Below are 16,975 nucleotides of genomic sequence, written 5' to 3' on the forward strand. Positions count from 1 at the left end.
CACGGACAAAAGGCTCAGGGAGACGGAAAAGGAAAAGCCTGCCAAATATTCCGAAAGGACACGTGGCAGGCAGGGAAGAGAAAAGGGATTTTTTATATACGAATCATTCATAGACCTCATCAATACCGAATTCATCTACATCGGCATCATCCTTATGACAAGGATTATAATCTTCCGGCAGGTCGAATTTCGCGTCGGGGTCATACCCCAATGTTGGATCGGCATATACCTTTTTCATATATATAGCCCAGATGGGAAGAGCCATTGTAGCACCTTGCCCCCAAGTCATAGAATCAAAGTGGATGTCCCGATCTTCGCCACCCACCCAGCAGCCTGAAACCAACTGAGGGGTAAAGCCCATAAACCAAGCATCGGAATTGCGGTTGGTGGTACCCGTCTTTGCTCCAATATCCCCGGTAAGATTATAACGATAGCGCAGGCGACCGGCCGTGCCACTCTCCACCACCCCACGCAAGAGGACAATCATACGGTTGGCACTCTCTGCACTTATCACCTCACTCATACGCGGTTGGAAATTGGCCACGACATTGCCCTCATTGTCTTCGATGCGCGTAACAAACATGGCGCCACACCGAATGCCATGATTCGCAAATGCCGTATAGGCACTCACCATCTCACCGACCGACACCTCACAAGGACCCAAGCAAAGTGCCATGGAAGGATAAATGTCGGGGTTGTTAATGCCATAGTCATGAAGCATGGACACAAACTGGCGCGGGTTGAGTTTGCTCATCAGATAAGCCGAAATCCAGTTGTTAGACTGGGCCAATCCCCACTTGAGCGTAACCATAGCCCCATAGTGCGACCGGCTGGCATTGCGCGGTATCCACCATTTGCCTGCCACCCGATAGGAACGCTGCACATTGGGGGCCACGTCACAGGGAGTGAATCCATTTTCCATAGCCAGCGAGTAGAGGAAAGGTTTTATGGTGGATCCCACCTGACGACGCCCAAGCATGACCATATCATACATGAAATGATTGTAGTCGAGTCCGCCCACATAAGCTTTGACAGCTCCTGTCTTAGGGTCCATACTCATAAATCCGGCTCTAAGAAACGACTTAATATATCGTATGCTGTCCATGGGCGACATGGTAGTGTCCATATCACCATGATAGGTGAACACAGTCATTTCGGTAGGTGTATGGAAAGCACGGCGTATCTCCTCATCGGAGGCTCCGGCAGCCTTCATGTTACGATAGCGCTCACTCTGAAGCATCGCCCGATTGAGAATCTGCCTAATCTGTGCTTGCGTAAGTGCTGTTGTGTAAGGCGCATTAGGTTTGCGACTGTTCTCTTTATTGAAAGCCGGCTGCAAATACTTGGCCACATGCTGATAGACAGCCTCCTCGGCATATTGCTGCATACGCGAGTTGATTGTCGTATAGACTTTCAAGCCATCGGTGTAGACATTGTAAGGCGTACCATCCTTTTTAAAGTTCTTGTTGCACCACCCATAGAGCGGATCAGATACCCAAGCAATGGAGTCGAAGACAAACTGATTTTGATTCCACGAAGGATAATCTCCCCTTTCCGGCTTTTTGGCCATCATGTATTGACGCAGATACTCACGAAAATAGACAGCCATACCATCCTTATGGTCAGTACGATGGAAATTGAGCACCAACGGCTCATCTTTAAATTTGTTATACTCCGCTTTTGAAAGATAACCCGCTTTCATCATCTGCCCAAGCACCACATTGCGACGCTCCTTACACCGGTCGGAATAACGCACCGGATTAAAGAGCGAAGGATTCTTGCACAACCCGACAAGCGTGGCCGACTCGTTTAGCGAGAGGTCTTTGGGTTCCTTATTAAAATAGGTGTTAGCCGCAGTCTTGATGCCTACGGCATTGTGAAGAAAATCAAAATAGTTGAGATAGAGCGCAATGATCTCCTCCTTCGTGTAATTGCGCTCAAGTTTGATGGCAATGACCCACTCTATCGGTTTTTGGAATAATCGTTCGACCGTAGACCGAGCCGTTTTTGAATAAAGCTGCTTAGCCAACTGCTGGGTGATGGTAGATCCGCCACCGGCATTTTCCTGTCCCAACAAACCACGCTTGATGATAGCACGCCCGAGTGCCCAGAAATCAATGCCCGAATGCTCGTAGAAGCGTTCGTCCTCTGTTGCCACAAGCGCATGCACAAGATCAGGCGAAATTTTGGAATAGGAGACCACGATACGGTTTTCTTTGTTCAGATTCCAAGTGCCCATCACTTTCCCGTCAGCCGAATAGACTTGCGTGGCATACCGGTTGATGGGATTCTGCAAGTCTTCTATGTCGGGCATATATCCTATCCAACCAAACCAAATGGCAACAAAAGCCAGAGAGGCAGCTCCAACGACAACCGCAAAAACGGCCCACAGAAAATGTATAAAAGCTTTTCTCATTATATTCTTAATTAGGCGTGTTCTCAAAGGAATAGCACACCTTTATTATTATCTACCATGCGGAAATCCCATTTGTCGCCTTTTGCCTTTATGCAGCCTCACTCACTTTGTTTGCCGCACACGCCCATCCACAATCCAGCCCAAGCAGAAACCATGTATAAGCCAAATACAACAAAGAGGATTTTACGATGCCCGCTTTATTAGAATGCAAAAATACAAACTTTTCCCCATTTATCAACGCTAAACCGAAAATAATGCGTAACTTTGGAGGCGAATTCGAAACAATCAATCAAAATATAAATGGAAAAACATGATTTTGTGACGATTGCCGACCTTTCGAAAGAACAGATCATGTATCTCATCGAAATGGCGCAAGAGTTCGAGAAGCATCCCAACCGGGAATTGCTGAAAGGAAAGGTTGTCGCAACCCTCTTCTTTGAGCCTTCCACCCGCACCCAACTTAGTTTTCAAACGGCAGCCAACCGCCTTGGAGCCCGCGTCATAGGTTTTTCCGATGCCAAAACCTCCAGCACGACTAAAGGCGAGACACTCAAAGACACCATTCTTATGGTGAGCAACTATGCTGATACGATTGTCATGCGCCACCACATCGAAGGAGCTGCCCAATATGCATGTGAAATCGCTCCCGTACCCATCATCAATGCCGGCGACGGTGCTCACATGCACCCTTCGCAATGCCTGCTCGACCTCTACTCCATCTACAAGACCCAAGGAACGCTTGACAACCTCAACATCTATCTTGTGGGCGACTTGAAATACGGACGAACTGTTCACTCGCTCATCACGGCCATGCGCCACTTTAATCCTACATTCCATTTTGTTGCCCCTCAAGAACTTGCCATGCCTCAAGAGTATAAACTCTACTGCAAGGATCACAACATCAAGTTTCAAGAATATACCGCATTCAATGACAAGGTGATCGCCGATGCCGACATCCTCTATATGACGCGTGTACAGAAAGAACGTTTCAGCGACCTTATGGAATATGAGCGTGTGAAAAACGTGTATATACTCAAGAATGACATGCTGGCCGGCGCAAAAGAGAATCTGCGTATTCTCCATCCCCTACCGCGGGTAAACGAAATTGCCTACGATGTGGATGACAATCCCCATGCTTACTACATACAACAAGCACAAAATGGACTTTACGCCCGCGAGGCCATCTTCTCCTATTGCCTGGGCATCACACTTGATGATGTAAGAAAGGATCAAACAATTATCAAATAGTGCATACAGCCATGACCAAGAAAGAAATGTTAGTGGCCGCCATTGAGAACGGCACCGTAATCGATCATATTCCCGCAGAGAAATGCTATGAAGTGGCCAATCTGCTCGGTTTGCAGCACCTGACCACTCCTGTCACCATCGGCTACAACTATCCATCGAAGAAACTCGGGCGCAAAGGTATCATCAAAGTCTCTGACAAGCTGTTCACTGACGAAGAAATCAACCGTCTGTCGGTGGTGGCCCCAAAAATCGTACTGAGTGTGATACGTGATTTTGAGGTAGTGGAGAAGAAGACGGTGGAAACTCCTGACGAACTGTGCGGCATTGTTAAATGCAACAATCCCAAATGCATTACCAACAACGAACCCATGAAGACTGTTTTCAATGTAGTGGATAAAGTTCATGGCATTCTCAAATGCCGTTACTGCGACAAGGAGCAAGACATCAACAAAGTAGCACTCTGCTAAAGGATGTGCGAGGCTCCCCCCAGCCCTCATACGTGTAAAAGCATAAATGCGAACCTCGCATGGCATTCCATCTGAAACAAAATAATCATTTCAAAAAATAACAGCAAAATGGACAGAGATCAAGAGATTTTCGACCTTATCGAGAAAGAACATCAGCGCCAGCTGAAAGGTATGGAACTGATAGCCTCCGAGAATTTTGTCAGCGAAGAGGTCATGCAAGCCATGGGTTCCTACCTGACAAACAAGTATGCCGAAGGACTGCCCGGCAAACGCTATTACGGTGGTTGCGGTGTGGTAGACCAAGTGGAAGACCTGGCCCGCCAACGTGTGAAACAGCTTTTCGGTGCAGAGTTTGCCAATGTACAGCCCCACTCCGGCGCACAGGCCAATGCGGCTGTGTTGTTGGCCGTGCTCAAACCCGGAGACACATTCATGGGGCTCAATCTTGACCACGGCGGACACCTCTCACATGGGAGTCGTGTCAACACTTCCGGCATACTCTACAAGCCCGTAGGCTATAATCTCAACAAAGAGACCGGTCGCGTGGACTACGATGAGATGGAGCGCTTGGCTCTCGAATACAAACCAAAGCTCATCATCGGCGGCGGTTCTGCCTATAGCCGTGAATGGGACTATGCCCGTATGCGTAAGATAGCCGATGCTGTAGGAGCCTTGCTGATGATTGACATGGCTCATCCTGCCGGACTTATCGCCGCCGGACTTCTCGAAAATCCCGTGAAATATGCCCACATCGTCACCTCCACCACCCACAAGACCCTCCGTGGCCCACGCGGCGGCATTATTCTCATGGGAAAAGACTTCCCCAATCCGTGGGGAGAAACTACCAAAAAAGGTGAAGTGAAGATGATGAGCCAGTTGCTCAACTCAGCCGTCTTCCCCGGTACGCAAGGCGGTCCGCTCGAGCATGTCATCGCAGCCAAGGCCGTAGGCTTCAGAGAGAATCTCCTGCCTTCATGGAAAGACTACGCTCTACAAGTGAAGAAAAATGCCGCTGTGCTGGCCGACGAACTGGTGAAGCGCGGGTTCGGCATCGTGAGTGGTGGTACGGACAACCACTCCATGCTCGTAGACCTGCGTTCCAAATATCCCGACTTGACCGGTAAAGTAGCCGAGAATGCACTTGTTGCCGCCGACATCACGGCAAACAAAAACATGGTACCATTTGACACCCGATCGGCATTTCTCACCTCCGGCATACGTTTGGGATCGGCAGCCATGACTACCCGTGGCGCAAAAGAAGACATGATGTGTCTCATTGCAGAACTCATCGAAGAAGTGCTCAATGCCCCGGAGAACGAACAAGTCATAACCCGTGTACGTGAGAAAGTCAACGACACAATGAAGGATTATCCTTTGTTTGCCTATTAACCACTTCTCCCAAAAGGAAAGTTCCGCTTTCCACAGGTTAACAATCAAGAATCAATTCAAGTTCACAATCATACAAGCACAACAGGCGTGTTTGTATGATTGTTTTTTATTTCATTTTCTTTTATCGGTTTAGGAAGAACAACAAAAAGAGCTAATCTTACCGGCAAGATATCTATCCACAGCAAACATATATTGTCAATCTATTATTTGCACAATCCACTGATTATCCTTAACTTTGCATCGGCTTTCAAAATGGAAGCTAAGGGGGTGCTTCGTCATGTGGCGAGGCTGAGATCATACCCATTGAACTTGATACGGATAATGCCGGCGCAAGGACTAAGGTAATCCCTTTTTTAATGGTACTATTAAAATTAAAGTATTTCAATGAAAAAATTGAATTGCTTGATAGGATTGGCTATCACAGTAACTCCAATTCTCGCCCAACATCCGGCAGACACACTCAAGCTGGTTGAACTTCAGGATGTTGTGGTAAAAGGCATACAAGCACAGAAAAAGGCACCCTATGCCGTAGCGAATATCAAACAACAAGAACTACAAAACTTCTCTAAAACCGGACAGGAACTCCCATTTCTTTTCTCGCAGACACCGGGAGTATTGGCTTGGGGAGAGAATGGACTCGGCACCGGTACGGCCCACCTGCGCATTCGTGGGGCTGCAGGATCACGTATCAATGTAACGTTTGATGGAGTGCCCCTCAACTCTCCGGAAGACCAGACGGTATTCTGGGCCAACATGAACTCCTACGCTTCCCTTTTGCGCAGTGCACAGATACAGCGTGGCATCGGCACTTCCACCAATGGCGACGGGGCTTTCGGTGGAACCGTGTCACTGGTCTCCGCCACTTCTTCGCACACCCCGAGTCTGGAACTCACCGGTTCATACGGTTCATACGACACCTATCATACGGGAGCTTCTTTCTCCACCGGCCTCCTATGGAACCACCTCATCTTTGACGGAGCCTATCATGAGACTGCCACCAATGGCTATCTGCACGGCACCGCCGGCCGTTCAGGCTCTTATTATGGGGGATTGACTTGGTTGGGCAGCAACTTCCAGATACGCTACAAGAATATCGGCAATTTCGAGAAGACTGGACAGGCGTGGAACGGTGTGACCGCCGGTGACGACAATCTTTCGCTCATGGACGGAACATACGGAACAAAAAGCGGCATCAAAACCTACAAAGACATGTACGAACATGGTTTGGGCAGATACAACACCCTCTATGAGACGCTGGTCTACACCGCCGATGGCAAAGCGTTTGCCAAAGATGACAATGGCCATTATATCACCGAGCGCTATAAGATGCGCGATGGCAGCTATTGGAACAAGACCACCGACAACTTCTATCAAAACCACAATATCCTCTCGGCCGTATGGCAGCCGGCCGCCCACTGGAGCCACAACCTTGCACTGCACTATACCTATGGTTTCGGATATTACTCGGAATTCAGGAAGAACAATAAACTAAAGAAGTTCGGCCTTTCCAATTTCACAACTTCCGATGGAAAAACGATCCAAAAGACCGATTTCGTGCGCAAGAAAGGATTGACTCAGCACACATACGGCATCATCTACAACCTCAACTATAAGGACGAGGCTTGGGATGTCATCGGTGGCGTCAACTGTCAGCAGTTCCGCGGCGGGCATTTCGGTTATCTCACTTATATCGCCAATGAGGAGATGGACAACTTCTATCGTAAGGGCGGCAACGACTACAAATACTACGATTCCGATGCCACCAAATTCGATTACAGCGGATTCCTGAAAGCCGACTATCACTTTGCCGGTGCATGGGATGTCTTTGCCGACCTGCAATACCGCTATGTACACTACAAGACCAATGGCCTCAACGACAAATTCCTCCACAATGCCGACGGCACCTACCGCAACCAGCAACTCAACATCAGCGAACGTTACAACTTCGTGAACCCGAAAGCCGGTATCAGCTTCACTGACAATGGGCATAAGGCATACGCTTCCATTGCTTACAGCAACCGCGAACCGGAACGCAACAATTTCACCAACAATGGCAATTACCCAGCCCCCACGCCGGAAAGAATGATGGACATTGAATTGGGCTATCAGTATGAAGGGAACAACTGGCATACAGGCGTAAACCTCTATTACATGAATTATACCAACCAGTTCGTGCAGACTGGGGCAAAAAGCGATATCGGTGAATATCTGACAACCAACATCAAGAATTCCTATCGCATGGGGGCTGAACTTACAGCCGGATGGAGCCCGCTCTCATGGCTTGCCCTTGAAGGCAATGCGGCCTTGAGCAGAAACAAAATCAAAGACTTTGACGAAGTGGCAGAAGACTGGGATGCCACAAACCATGTCCGCAACATCCATTACGACAATTCAACACTCGCTTTCTCGCCTTCGGCCATTCTCAATGGTTTCCTCAACCTGCACTATCGGGGGCTGCAAGCCGTCTGGCACACAAACTATGTGAGCCGGCAGTATCTTGACAACACTGCTTGCAGAGACCGTTCACTGCCCGGCTACTCCCAGACCAATGTCAACTTCAGCTACACCCTCAACGTGGCCAAGAAGTTTATAGGGCTCAAAGAAGTGGTGCTCGGAGCCAACCTTTATAATATCTTCGACCGTCACTATGCCTCCAATGGCTGGGTTTATTCTGCCATCAGCGAAAGCAGCGGGCACCCTGCCGACAACCGCTACTATCAGATAGGTTTCGTGCCACAGGCAGGTTTCACTGTCATGGGCCACGTCACATTGAGATTCTGACACGCATGAACGTATTTCTGTCCGCTCATTGGCTCGACCTGCTCGGCACCTTGATAGGCCTCGTGTATGTCTACCAAGAGTATAAAGCAAACGTGTGGTTATGGATCACGGGCATCATCATGCCCGTGGTCTATATGTTTGTTTACTGGGATGCAGGTCTCTATGCCGATTTCGGTATGCAGGTGTACTATGCATTGGCAGGCATCTACGGATTGGCCGTGTGGAAGTGGGGCAAAAAACACAACCAAACCACGCAGGAAATGCCCATCACTCATGTTAAAAGGTCTCTGCTCCTCCCCTCTCTCTTTCTCTTTTTGATCGCATGGGGAGTGCTCTATCTTATCCTGTCCAACCTGACCAATTCCACCGTGCCCGTACTCGACAGCTTTGGCAATGCCCTGAGTTTCATCGGACTGTGGTGGCTTGCCCGCAAATATCTCGAACAATGGTGGATATGGGTAGTGGTCGATGTGGAGTTGAGTGCCCTCTACGTTTACAAAGGCATCCCGTTCACGGCCGGTCTCTATGCCCTTTATGTGTTTATAGCCATTGCGGGCTTCTTCAAATGGAGAAAAATGATGCACCAACCGCAAAAGCCAACTCGACCATAGATAAATCTTCATACACACGCCCATGCCCGACAACAGTAATTATTTCCCACTCATCAGCGAGCACTCACTGTTTGATGCCGCCATTCTTGCTAATGGCGATTATCCCACCCACGCCATTCCCCAAACCATTCTCCACCGCACGCACCCTCTTGTATGCTGCGACGGTGCCGGAAGCGAGGCCATCAGCCGCGGACTGATGCCTACAGCCATCATCGGCGATGGAGACTCATGTCCCAATGATGTGAAAAGTGCATACGCTCACCTGTTCCATCAGGTAGAAGAACAAGACGACAACGACTTGACAAAAGCGACACGCTACACCTTGGAGAGGCTACTCTCCACAGCACACAAAGCGAAGATAGCCTACCTTGCCACGACCGGCAAGCGGGAAGACCACACACTGGGCAACATCGCACTCATGGTGCGCTATTACCGCCAATACCACATCATCCCCACTCTCATCACCGATTATGGGAATTTCACGATTGCGCAAGACACTTCCCTTTTCGAGACCCATCCACGGCAACAGATAAGCATTTTCAACCTTTCGTGTTCTTCACTCAGCGGTGAGGGATTGCGCTGGCCTCCCTATCCTTTCCAAGAATATTGGCAAGGCACCCTCAATGAGGCACTCGGTGACCAAGTCACCATCCATGCCAACGGACTTTACATGATATTCCGCAACTGGTAAACGCCGATAGCTGGAACTCCCCTTCCAGTATCAGCGTTTGCCATACAGTCTTTTAAATAAAAACACCCTTAGAATTCCCAAGAGTATACAATACACCTTATTTTTTCAGCTTGAATGAAGTCTCAATACTTGTCACTTCATCATAAAACGCATGATCGGCTTTCAACCTCCGCTCCACCTGCGTGCAACTGTGGATAACCGTTGAATGGTCACGGTTTCCTACCAGCTTTCCGATTCTTGATGCCGGCATCTTGGTGTACTTTTGAGCCAGATACATTGACACCTGTCGGGCCACCACAAGGTCGCGCTTGCGGCACTTGCTGTTTACAGCCGTAGCAGTCACATTGAAATGGTTACACACTTTCTCTATGATATCGTCCACCGTGATAGGCTTGTCTTCAATGTTGACAGCACGCTTGATGCAGCGCTCGGCCAACTTAAGATTGATATCACAATTATAAGTGATGCTATAAGCTAACAAGCCGTTGATGACTCCTTCCAATCCACGGACACTTCCACTGGCATTTTCGGCAATATACTGCACCACATTGTCGGGTATCTTCAATCCGTCACGGCGTATTTTGCTCTGTAAGATATCTATGCACAACTGTACATTAGGCTTCTCCAACTCGGCTATCAACCCACACGAGAAGCGGGTCAGCAAGCGGTCAGGCATCCCTTTCAAGTCTACCGGTGGCCTATCGCTGGCTAAGATGATACGCTTGCCGTTTTTGAAAAGATGGTTGAAGATGTGGAAAAAAGTCTCCTGCGTTTTGGTGGCCGTCATCCACTCCTGTATGTCATCCACAATAAGAAGATCTATCGTCTGATAGAACTTAATGAAGTCGTTCAGCGTGTTCTGCAAGACGGCACTCGTGTACTGCACCTGAAAAAGGCGCGCACTCACGTAGAGCACCCTCTTCTGGGGGTAAAGCTGCTTGGCATGGAGCCCGATAGCATTGACAAGGTGAGTTTTTCCACAGCCGGAAGGACCGTAGATAAACATAGGGTTGAACTGGGTGGTGTTGGGATGTTCGGCGATGGAAAGACCTATAGAACGCGGCAGTTTGTTGCTGTCGCCCTCAATGTAATTGTTGAAAGTAAGATGCGGATTGAGCTGTGGGTCGAGTGCCTGGGGCTGAGCCGCATCAAGTGCCGTAGGCGACTTGTTGGCCTGCGTCTTGGCCTGCGGCCTAAGAGCCAAATCGGTAGGTTCTGCCTCAATGTCTTGCGAGAGATTATGCTCCTTGTCGGTCACTACCCGATAAGACAAGCGGACACCCGTGCCATAGGTGCGCCTCAACACTCGTGAGAGCAAATCCACATAGTTCTCCTCCAAGTATTCGTAAACGAACGGACTTGGCACCTGCACCAGCAAAGTCTTTGACTCTTCGTTAAAAGACTCAAAGACAATGGGCTTGAACCACGTAACGAACTGCTGCTTGGTGACATTCTCGCCTATAAGCGCAAGACTCTTGTCCCAAAGAGCATTAGGACTTACTTTCATCTATAAATCGTTTATAAAATATGTCTTTCGACCAATATTCTACATGATGGAAAAATCGCTTCCCGACGGTAGCAGAGGGGGTATCACCAAAAGGTCTGCTTTCAATGTTCAGGCGCTATTCCGGTTTCTGTTTGCAAGTGCAAATTTATAAAAGAAATCCCAAACCAGCAAATTTAAAGTTTTAATTTATTTTAAGTGAATATCGCTAAGTCGCTATATATAGGCACTTTAGAGCTTACTCATCCGAACGGACATGAGCAGATTACAAAACCGAGTCATAAGCTATTGAATATAAACAAGATAGGCCCGCCAATACTTGTTCGCGCACACGGTAGTGAAACAATGAAAGACAAAGGCGAAAATGCTCTGATTGAAAGCCTTAAAAAGAAATCGGGATGCGTGAAACATCCCGATTCGTTATTTAGACTAAATTTAATTTAGCTTTTATTATCCCAGTCCTTGCAATCCATTGAAGCCACGGTGTCGCCCGTTCACGCAACCGTTTACTTGTCTTTTCTTCCAAAGAGCGAGAAATGGACATAACGTTTGGGGTGTGCCTTGAAGTTGATCATGAGTGAATCGGCGTTGCGCATAGTGGCATTGAGATTGTCGTAAAGCTCGGGATCGTTCATCAAGAGTCCCAAAGTGCCTTTATTGGAATTGAGCTTGTCCGTGAAGGCCTCCATGTTGGCCAATGTCCGATTCACTTGCGACATCGTTTCCTGCACGTCAACAGCTGCCAGATTGTTTGTCAACCGGTTGGTATTGTCCAACACCCCGTTGGCCTTCCTCAACATACCGGGCACCTCCCGGTTCAAGCCCCCCATAAGTTGGTTGAGCTGTTGGGTAGAAACTGCAAGATTTGCCGTCGTGGTCTGAATGTTGCCCAAACTCTGTGCGATGGCAGGATTAGCCAACAATGTGTTGAGACTGGCAAGGATGGAGTCGAGTTTAGGCAACATCTTCTCTATCTCGGGAACCATCCCTTTCACCGCACCCAGCGCACCGGGATTCACACCGCCGGGAATCACGCCACCCGGCTCCACCCGTTCACGCGGATTATTGGCCAACAGGATGTTCACTTGGATATTTCCCATCAGGTCTTTCACAATCTCTGCCGTAGAACCTTTGGGGATGCGCATGTCTTGATTGATGCCCACAGCCACCCGCGTGGAGTTCTTGCGCGAGTAGTCATACTCAATGCTTTTCACCACGCCCACCTTATAACCGTCGGCATAGACCGGAGTAGATGCCCCCAGGCCTTCCAAGTTGTCGAATGTCATATAATAAGTGGTGGCGGTGGAAAATATGGTCAGTCCCTTGAGGAAATTTACCCCATAGAAAAAGACAACCACTCCCACGATGGCTACGAGTGCAATCTTAACCTCTTTTGTAAAAAACTTCATAAGCTGTTGAATCTTTATCTGCTTTAATTATAGTTGATAGATTATTTGCCCCGGTTGTTCTTAAATTCCCGGATGGCCTCATTGACATCCATTCTGCGCCCGTCCTTGAAAGCGATAATGAAGGCTTCAGGAAACTTCTCAAGCACCGACTTGCGCAAACCGGCTATCTCATTGTAGTTGGTGGAGGCTCCGAGGGTATATTTCACAAGGTCTCCTTCTTTATAGGAGCCCACTTCCGTCTCACCCTTGAAGTGCGCATCGTCCGGTCGCAGTTCACGACTGCTGGCTAAAATCTGGACTTTGAATACAGGCACGTTATCCACCGCAGCCTTTACTACCGGCATCTCCTTTCGAGGATCGGGATTTCCGACATCTGTACGAACGGCAGCAGGCATAGGTTCCGGCTGCTGCGGTACCACCGTAGGCACATCGACATCGGTCTGTTTGTCAGCCTTGTAAGGCACAGTGATACGATCATCATACCTGTTCTTATATTGTAAGAAGCCCCGATAGATAGCTTCCGCCACGCTGCTGATGCCTTCGGAGGAATTGAGAAACCGCTCCTCATCGGGGGTGGTGATGAAGCCAAGCTCTATCAGGCAACCGGGCATTGATGTCTCGCGGAGCACGAGGAAGCCTGCCTGATGCACCCCCTTGTCGGGACGGGCTCCTCCTGCGCATACATTACGCTGGATGTAGCGGGCCAAATCAATACTACGCTCCATGTTCTTACCCTGAATGAACTCAAACATGATGTAGCTTTCCGACGATTTGGGGTTGAACCCCTGATAGGTCTGGCGATAACCTTTCTCCATGGATATGACCGAGTTTTCACGCATAGCCACATCAAGATTGTCCTTGGCGCGGTGCATACCCAGCGTATAAGTCTCGAAACCGCGGGCTATCTTCCCCCCGGGCAACGCATTGGTATGCACCGAGACGAAGAGATCGGCGTTGGCCCTATTGGCTATTTGCGCCCGCTCGTTGAGCGGCACAAACACATCAGTCTTGCGCGTATAAATAACTCTGACATCGGGACAGTTGCGTTCCACATACCGCCCGAAAGCCAAAGCGACATTCAGATTGATATCTTTCTCCTTTGAAATGGCCCCCATTGCACCGGCATCGTGCCCTCCGTGACCGGGGTCGATGACAAGTGTGAAACGACGTGCGGCCCCCAACGGTGTGGCGGCCAACAGAAAAAAGGCGGTCAATGCAAAGAATAGACGTCTATACATATCGTTTTAATATTGGACAAAAGTAGTCATTATTTGCCGGAAAACCTGCTATCGGGGTTAAGTTTTATCATTTATTAAGTGAACTTCTACGCCTGCACCGTCGGAATCGCTGCCCATAGGAGGATTCACCTTGGTGATGGAGAGGTGCAAAGAGACGATGGCGGGAAAGCTCCGGAACAGCTGACAGCCAATGCGACCGGCCACCCGTTCGAGCAAGTTGCAGGGCACAGCCATCTCCCGTCTCACCACCTCAAAGACAGAAGCGTAGTTGAGCGTATCTTCCACCCGGTCGGAGTCCATCGCTTTAGAGAAGTCATACCCCATCTTGAGGCTCACCACATAGTCGTTGCCCGTAACGCGCTCCTGCGGCAACACGCCATGGAAAGCGTGAAACCGCAGGTTGCTCAATGTTATAAAACTTTCTTTCAGTTCCATATCTCGGTATCATCAAGTTGTCACACGCTCTCTCCACACGGCTGCAGCCATACGGCCGGTGACCTCATGCCGGCATGGCAATGTGGGGGAGCAAACGGCTTATCCGCAACGGGAAGCACCGCAGTTGGTGCATATCAGGCATCCCTCCTGATAGACCAGAGTCTCCTGACCGCAGTTGGGACACTTCTGCCCATTTGCCTTTGTCCCGTCCACAATGTATTTCTTGAGTGCGCGCTCCACTCCGTTCTTCCAAGTGTTGATGCTCTCGTCCTTGAGTTGGAGCGAACCCACAAGTTTCATCACGTGGTCGATGGGCATACGGTAGCGCAACACGCCCGAGATGAGTTTGGCATAGTTCCAATACTCGGGGTTGAACTTCTCACTCAGGCCCTCCACGGTGGTCTTATAGCCGCGCTTGTTCTCAAACTGGAAGTCGTAGCGTTTGGTGCCGTCAGGATTGGACTGCTTCACAATCTTACCCTTGGTGACGGTCTTAGGCAGCACAATGCCCTCCTCGTCATCTTGCAGACCGGTAAATATCTCGTAGGGATAACCGTCGAGCAGACCTACAAAAGCCACCCATTTCTCCTTATTGTTTTGGAAGCGCACCACATCGCACTCCAAAGTCTGGGGACGCACTTCCGTCACTTGCGGATGCTTGCAGGGTACGGCCTCGGCAACAGGAGCAACCGAAGTCTCCTTCTTCTTGTCTTTCTTCGAGACGGAAATCATCACGCCCGAACGGCTTCCGTCACGGTAGATGGTGCATCCTTTGCATCCGCTCTTCCACGCTTCTACGTAAAGCCGGTTGACGAGCGCCTCATCCACATCGTTGGGCAGGTTCACCGTCACGGAGATGGAGTGGTCCACCCACTTCTGTATGGCGCCCTGCATCTTCACTTTCATCAGCCAGTCCACATCGTTGGCCGTAGCTTTATAGTAAGGCGACCGACTCACCAGCGCATCAATCTCCTCCTGTGTGTACCGCTTCTCGGTGTCAAGTCCGTTGGCCTGCATCCACGTGAGGAACTTCCGGTGGTAAACAATATACTCTTCAAACGAGTCACCCACCTCGTCGACAAAGTCCACATGCACGTCGGTATCGTTGGGATTCACCTTGCGACGACGCTTATACACGGGCATGAACACGGGTTCGATGCCGCTTGTGGTTTGGGTCATGAGCGACGTGGTGCCCGTGGGGGCAATGGTGAGGCAGGCGATGTTGCGACGGCCATACTTCACCATGTCGTCATAGAGTTGCGGATCGGCATCCTTGAGCCGCAGGATGAAGGGATTGTGCTCCTCCCGCTTGGCATCGAAGATTTCGAAGGCCCCACGCTCCTTGGCCATTTGCACACTTGAGGCGTAAGCGTTGAGCGCGAGTGCCTTGTGTACCTCCACACTGAAGTCGGTAGCCTCCTGCGTGCCATAGCGCAAGCCCATAGCTGCGAGCATGTCGCCCTCGGCGGTGATACCCACGCCCGTGCGACGGCCCAGGCTGCTCTTGTGCTTGATCTTCTCCCAAAGATGATATTCGGCACCTTTCACCTCCTCGCTCTGCGGATCGGCCTTGATTTTCTCCATGATGAGCTCTATCTTCTCCATTTCGAGATCCACGATGTCGTCCATGAGCCGCTGTGCCAACTGCGCATGCTGCTTGAACTTGTCCATGTTGAAGTGGGCATCGGGGGTAAAGGGATGCTCCACATAACTATAAAGGTTGATGCTGATCAGGCGACAGCTGTCGTAGGGGCAGAGCGGAATTTCCCCGCAGGGATTGGTACTCACGGTGCGGAAACCAAGGTCGGCATAGCAGTCGGGGATGCTCTCGCGCAGAATGGTGTCCCAAAAGAGCACACCGGGCTCGGCACTCTTCCAAGCATTGTGGACAATTTTCTCCCAAAGAGCCTTGGCCGAAATCTCTTTTTTCACTTTAGGTGCATCGCCTGTGACGGGAAACTGCTGCACGTAGGGCCTATTGTCGATGGCTGCCTGCATGAACTCATCGTCGAGCTTCACACTCACATTGGCCCCCGTCACCTTACCTTCGGTCATCTTGGCGTCGATAAAGGCCTCACTGTCGGGATGCTTGATGCTCACGGAGAGCATCAGCGCACCACGCCTGCCATCTTGCGCCACCTCCCGGGTGGAATTGCTGTAACGCTCCATAAAGGGCACAAGACCGGTGGAAGTAAGTGCCGAATTGTTCACCGGACTTCCTTTCGGCCGGATGTGGCTCAAATCGTGCCCCACTCCACCGCGACGCTTCATCAGTTGCACCTGCTCTTCGTCAATGCGCATGATGGCACCATAGGAGTCGGCATCGCCATCGAGCCCTATCACGAAACAGTTGCTCAGCGATGCCACCTGATGGCTGTTGCCGATGCCGGTCATTGGACTGCCGGCAGGAACGATGTAACGAAAATGGTCGAGCAAACCGAAAATCTCTTCTTCAGACAGCGGATTGGCATACTTGCGCTCAATGCGTGCTATCTCGCCGGCAATGCGCCGGTGCATGTCTTCGGGCGATTTCTCGAAGATATTGCCGAAGCTGTCCTTCATCGCATACTTGTTGACCCACACACGGGCGGCCAACTCGTCGCCACCAAAATATTTAAGAGAGGCGGCAAAGGCCTCCTCATAAGAATACGTCTTTAAATTATCCATTTTGTATCGCTTAGATTACATGTGCAAAACTACAAATTAGTTTTGAGATAAAGAAACCTTTTCGGATATATTAACCGAAAAATCTTATCCGTTAAAATTTCCAAAACAGACAACTTTTT

General features: G+C 49.8%; 12 protein-coding genes and 1 riboswitch. Of the genes, 6 read left to right on the forward strand and 6 right to left on the reverse strand.

What is annotated here, in order from left to right; genetic code table 11:
• Positions 1–103 precede the first annotated feature (103 nt).
• Positions 104–2,416 (reverse strand): transglycosylase domain-containing protein, encoded by a 2,313-nt coding sequence (locus tag HMPREF6485_RS00090; RefSeq protein ID WP_004343924.1) that lies wholly within the window; start codon positions 2,414–2,416, stop codon positions 104–106.
• Between the two features lie 300 nt (positions 2,417–2,716).
• On the opposite strand from HMPREF6485_RS00090, the gene pyrB reads away from it, so the two are divergent.
• The 6 genes from pyrB (at position 2,717) to HMPREF6485_RS00120 (ending at position 9,603) form a co-directional block, all read left to right on the forward strand.
• Positions 2,717–3,664: an aspartate carbamoyltransferase gene (gene pyrB / locus HMPREF6485_RS00095; RefSeq protein WP_004342863.1), complete on the forward strand. Its 948-nt coding sequence runs from the start codon at positions 2,717–2,719 to the stop codon at positions 3,662–3,664.
• 11 nt (positions 3,665–3,675) lie between these two features.
• Entirely contained in the window at positions 3,676–4,131 is a 456-nt protein-coding gene (locus tag HMPREF6485_RS00100) for an aspartate carbamoyltransferase regulatory subunit (RefSeq protein WP_004342864.1), read from the forward strand.
• Between the two features lie 108 nt (positions 4,132–4,239).
• Complete coding sequence (gene glyA, locus HMPREF6485_RS00105) at positions 4,240–5,520, forward strand: serine hydroxymethyltransferase (RefSeq protein WP_004343928.1); 1,281 nt, start codon at positions 4,240–4,242, stop codon at positions 5,518–5,520.
• 253 nt (positions 5,521–5,773) lie between these two features.
• A riboswitch (TPP riboswitch) is annotated at positions 5,774–5,874 on the forward strand.
• A gap of 30 nt (positions 5,875–5,904) precedes the next feature.
• Complete coding sequence (locus tag HMPREF6485_RS00110) at positions 5,905–8,301, forward strand: TonB-dependent receptor (protein ID WP_004343929.1); 2,397 nt, start codon at positions 5,905–5,907, stop codon at positions 8,299–8,301.
• A 5-nt stretch (positions 8,302–8,306) separates the two neighbouring features.
• The gene (gene pnuC / locus HMPREF6485_RS00115) at positions 8,307–8,912 is read left to right on the forward strand and encodes a nicotinamide riboside transporter PnuC (RefSeq protein WP_004343930.1); all 606 of its coding nucleotides are present in this window, start codon (positions 8,307–8,309) and stop codon (positions 8,910–8,912) included.
• Between the two features lie 22 nt (positions 8,913–8,934).
• Positions 8,935–9,603: a thiamine diphosphokinase gene (locus tag HMPREF6485_RS00120; protein WP_004343931.1), complete on the forward strand. Its 669-nt coding sequence runs from the start codon at positions 8,935–8,937 to the stop codon at positions 9,601–9,603.
• A gap of 97 nt (positions 9,604–9,700) precedes the next feature.
• Here HMPREF6485_RS00120 and dnaA read toward each other — a convergent pair whose 3' ends face one another.
• The 5 genes from dnaA to HMPREF6485_RS00145 all read right to left on the reverse strand — a co-directional run bounded on the left by dnaA (position 9,701) and on the right by HMPREF6485_RS00145 (position 16,856).
• Positions 9,701–11,110: a chromosomal replication initiator protein DnaA gene (dnaA, locus tag HMPREF6485_RS00125; RefSeq protein WP_004343932.1), complete on the reverse strand. Its 1,410-nt coding sequence runs from the start codon at positions 11,108–11,110 to the stop codon at positions 9,701–9,703.
• Positions 11,111–11,613: 503 nt separating this feature from the next.
• Positions 11,614–12,516: an MlaD family protein gene (locus HMPREF6485_RS00130; protein ID WP_004343933.1), complete on the reverse strand. Its 903-nt coding sequence runs from the start codon at positions 12,514–12,516 to the stop codon at positions 11,614–11,616.
• Positions 12,517–12,557: 41 nt separating this feature from the next.
• A complete protein-coding gene (locus HMPREF6485_RS00135; protein WP_004343934.1) occupies positions 12,558–13,754 on the reverse strand; it encodes an N-acetylmuramoyl-L-alanine amidase family protein in 1,197 nt (398 codons plus the stop codon).
• Positions 13,755–13,811: 57 nt separating this feature from the next.
• The gene (folB, locus tag HMPREF6485_RS00140) at positions 13,812–14,189 is read right to left on the reverse strand and encodes a dihydroneopterin aldolase (RefSeq protein WP_004343935.1); all 378 of its coding nucleotides are present in this window, start codon (positions 14,187–14,189) and stop codon (positions 13,812–13,814) included.
• A gap of 99 nt (positions 14,190–14,288) precedes the next feature.
• Positions 14,289–16,856: an adenosylcobalamin-dependent ribonucleoside-diphosphate reductase gene (locus tag HMPREF6485_RS00145; RefSeq protein ID WP_004343936.1), complete on the reverse strand. Its 2,568-nt coding sequence runs from the start codon at positions 16,854–16,856 to the stop codon at positions 14,289–14,291.
• Positions 16,857–16,975: the final 119 nt, after the last annotated feature.

The sequence above is a fragment of the Segatella buccae ATCC 33574 genome (assembly GCF_000184945.1).
GTDB lineage: Bacteria > Bacteroidota > Bacteroidia > Bacteroidales > Bacteroidaceae > Prevotella > Prevotella buccae.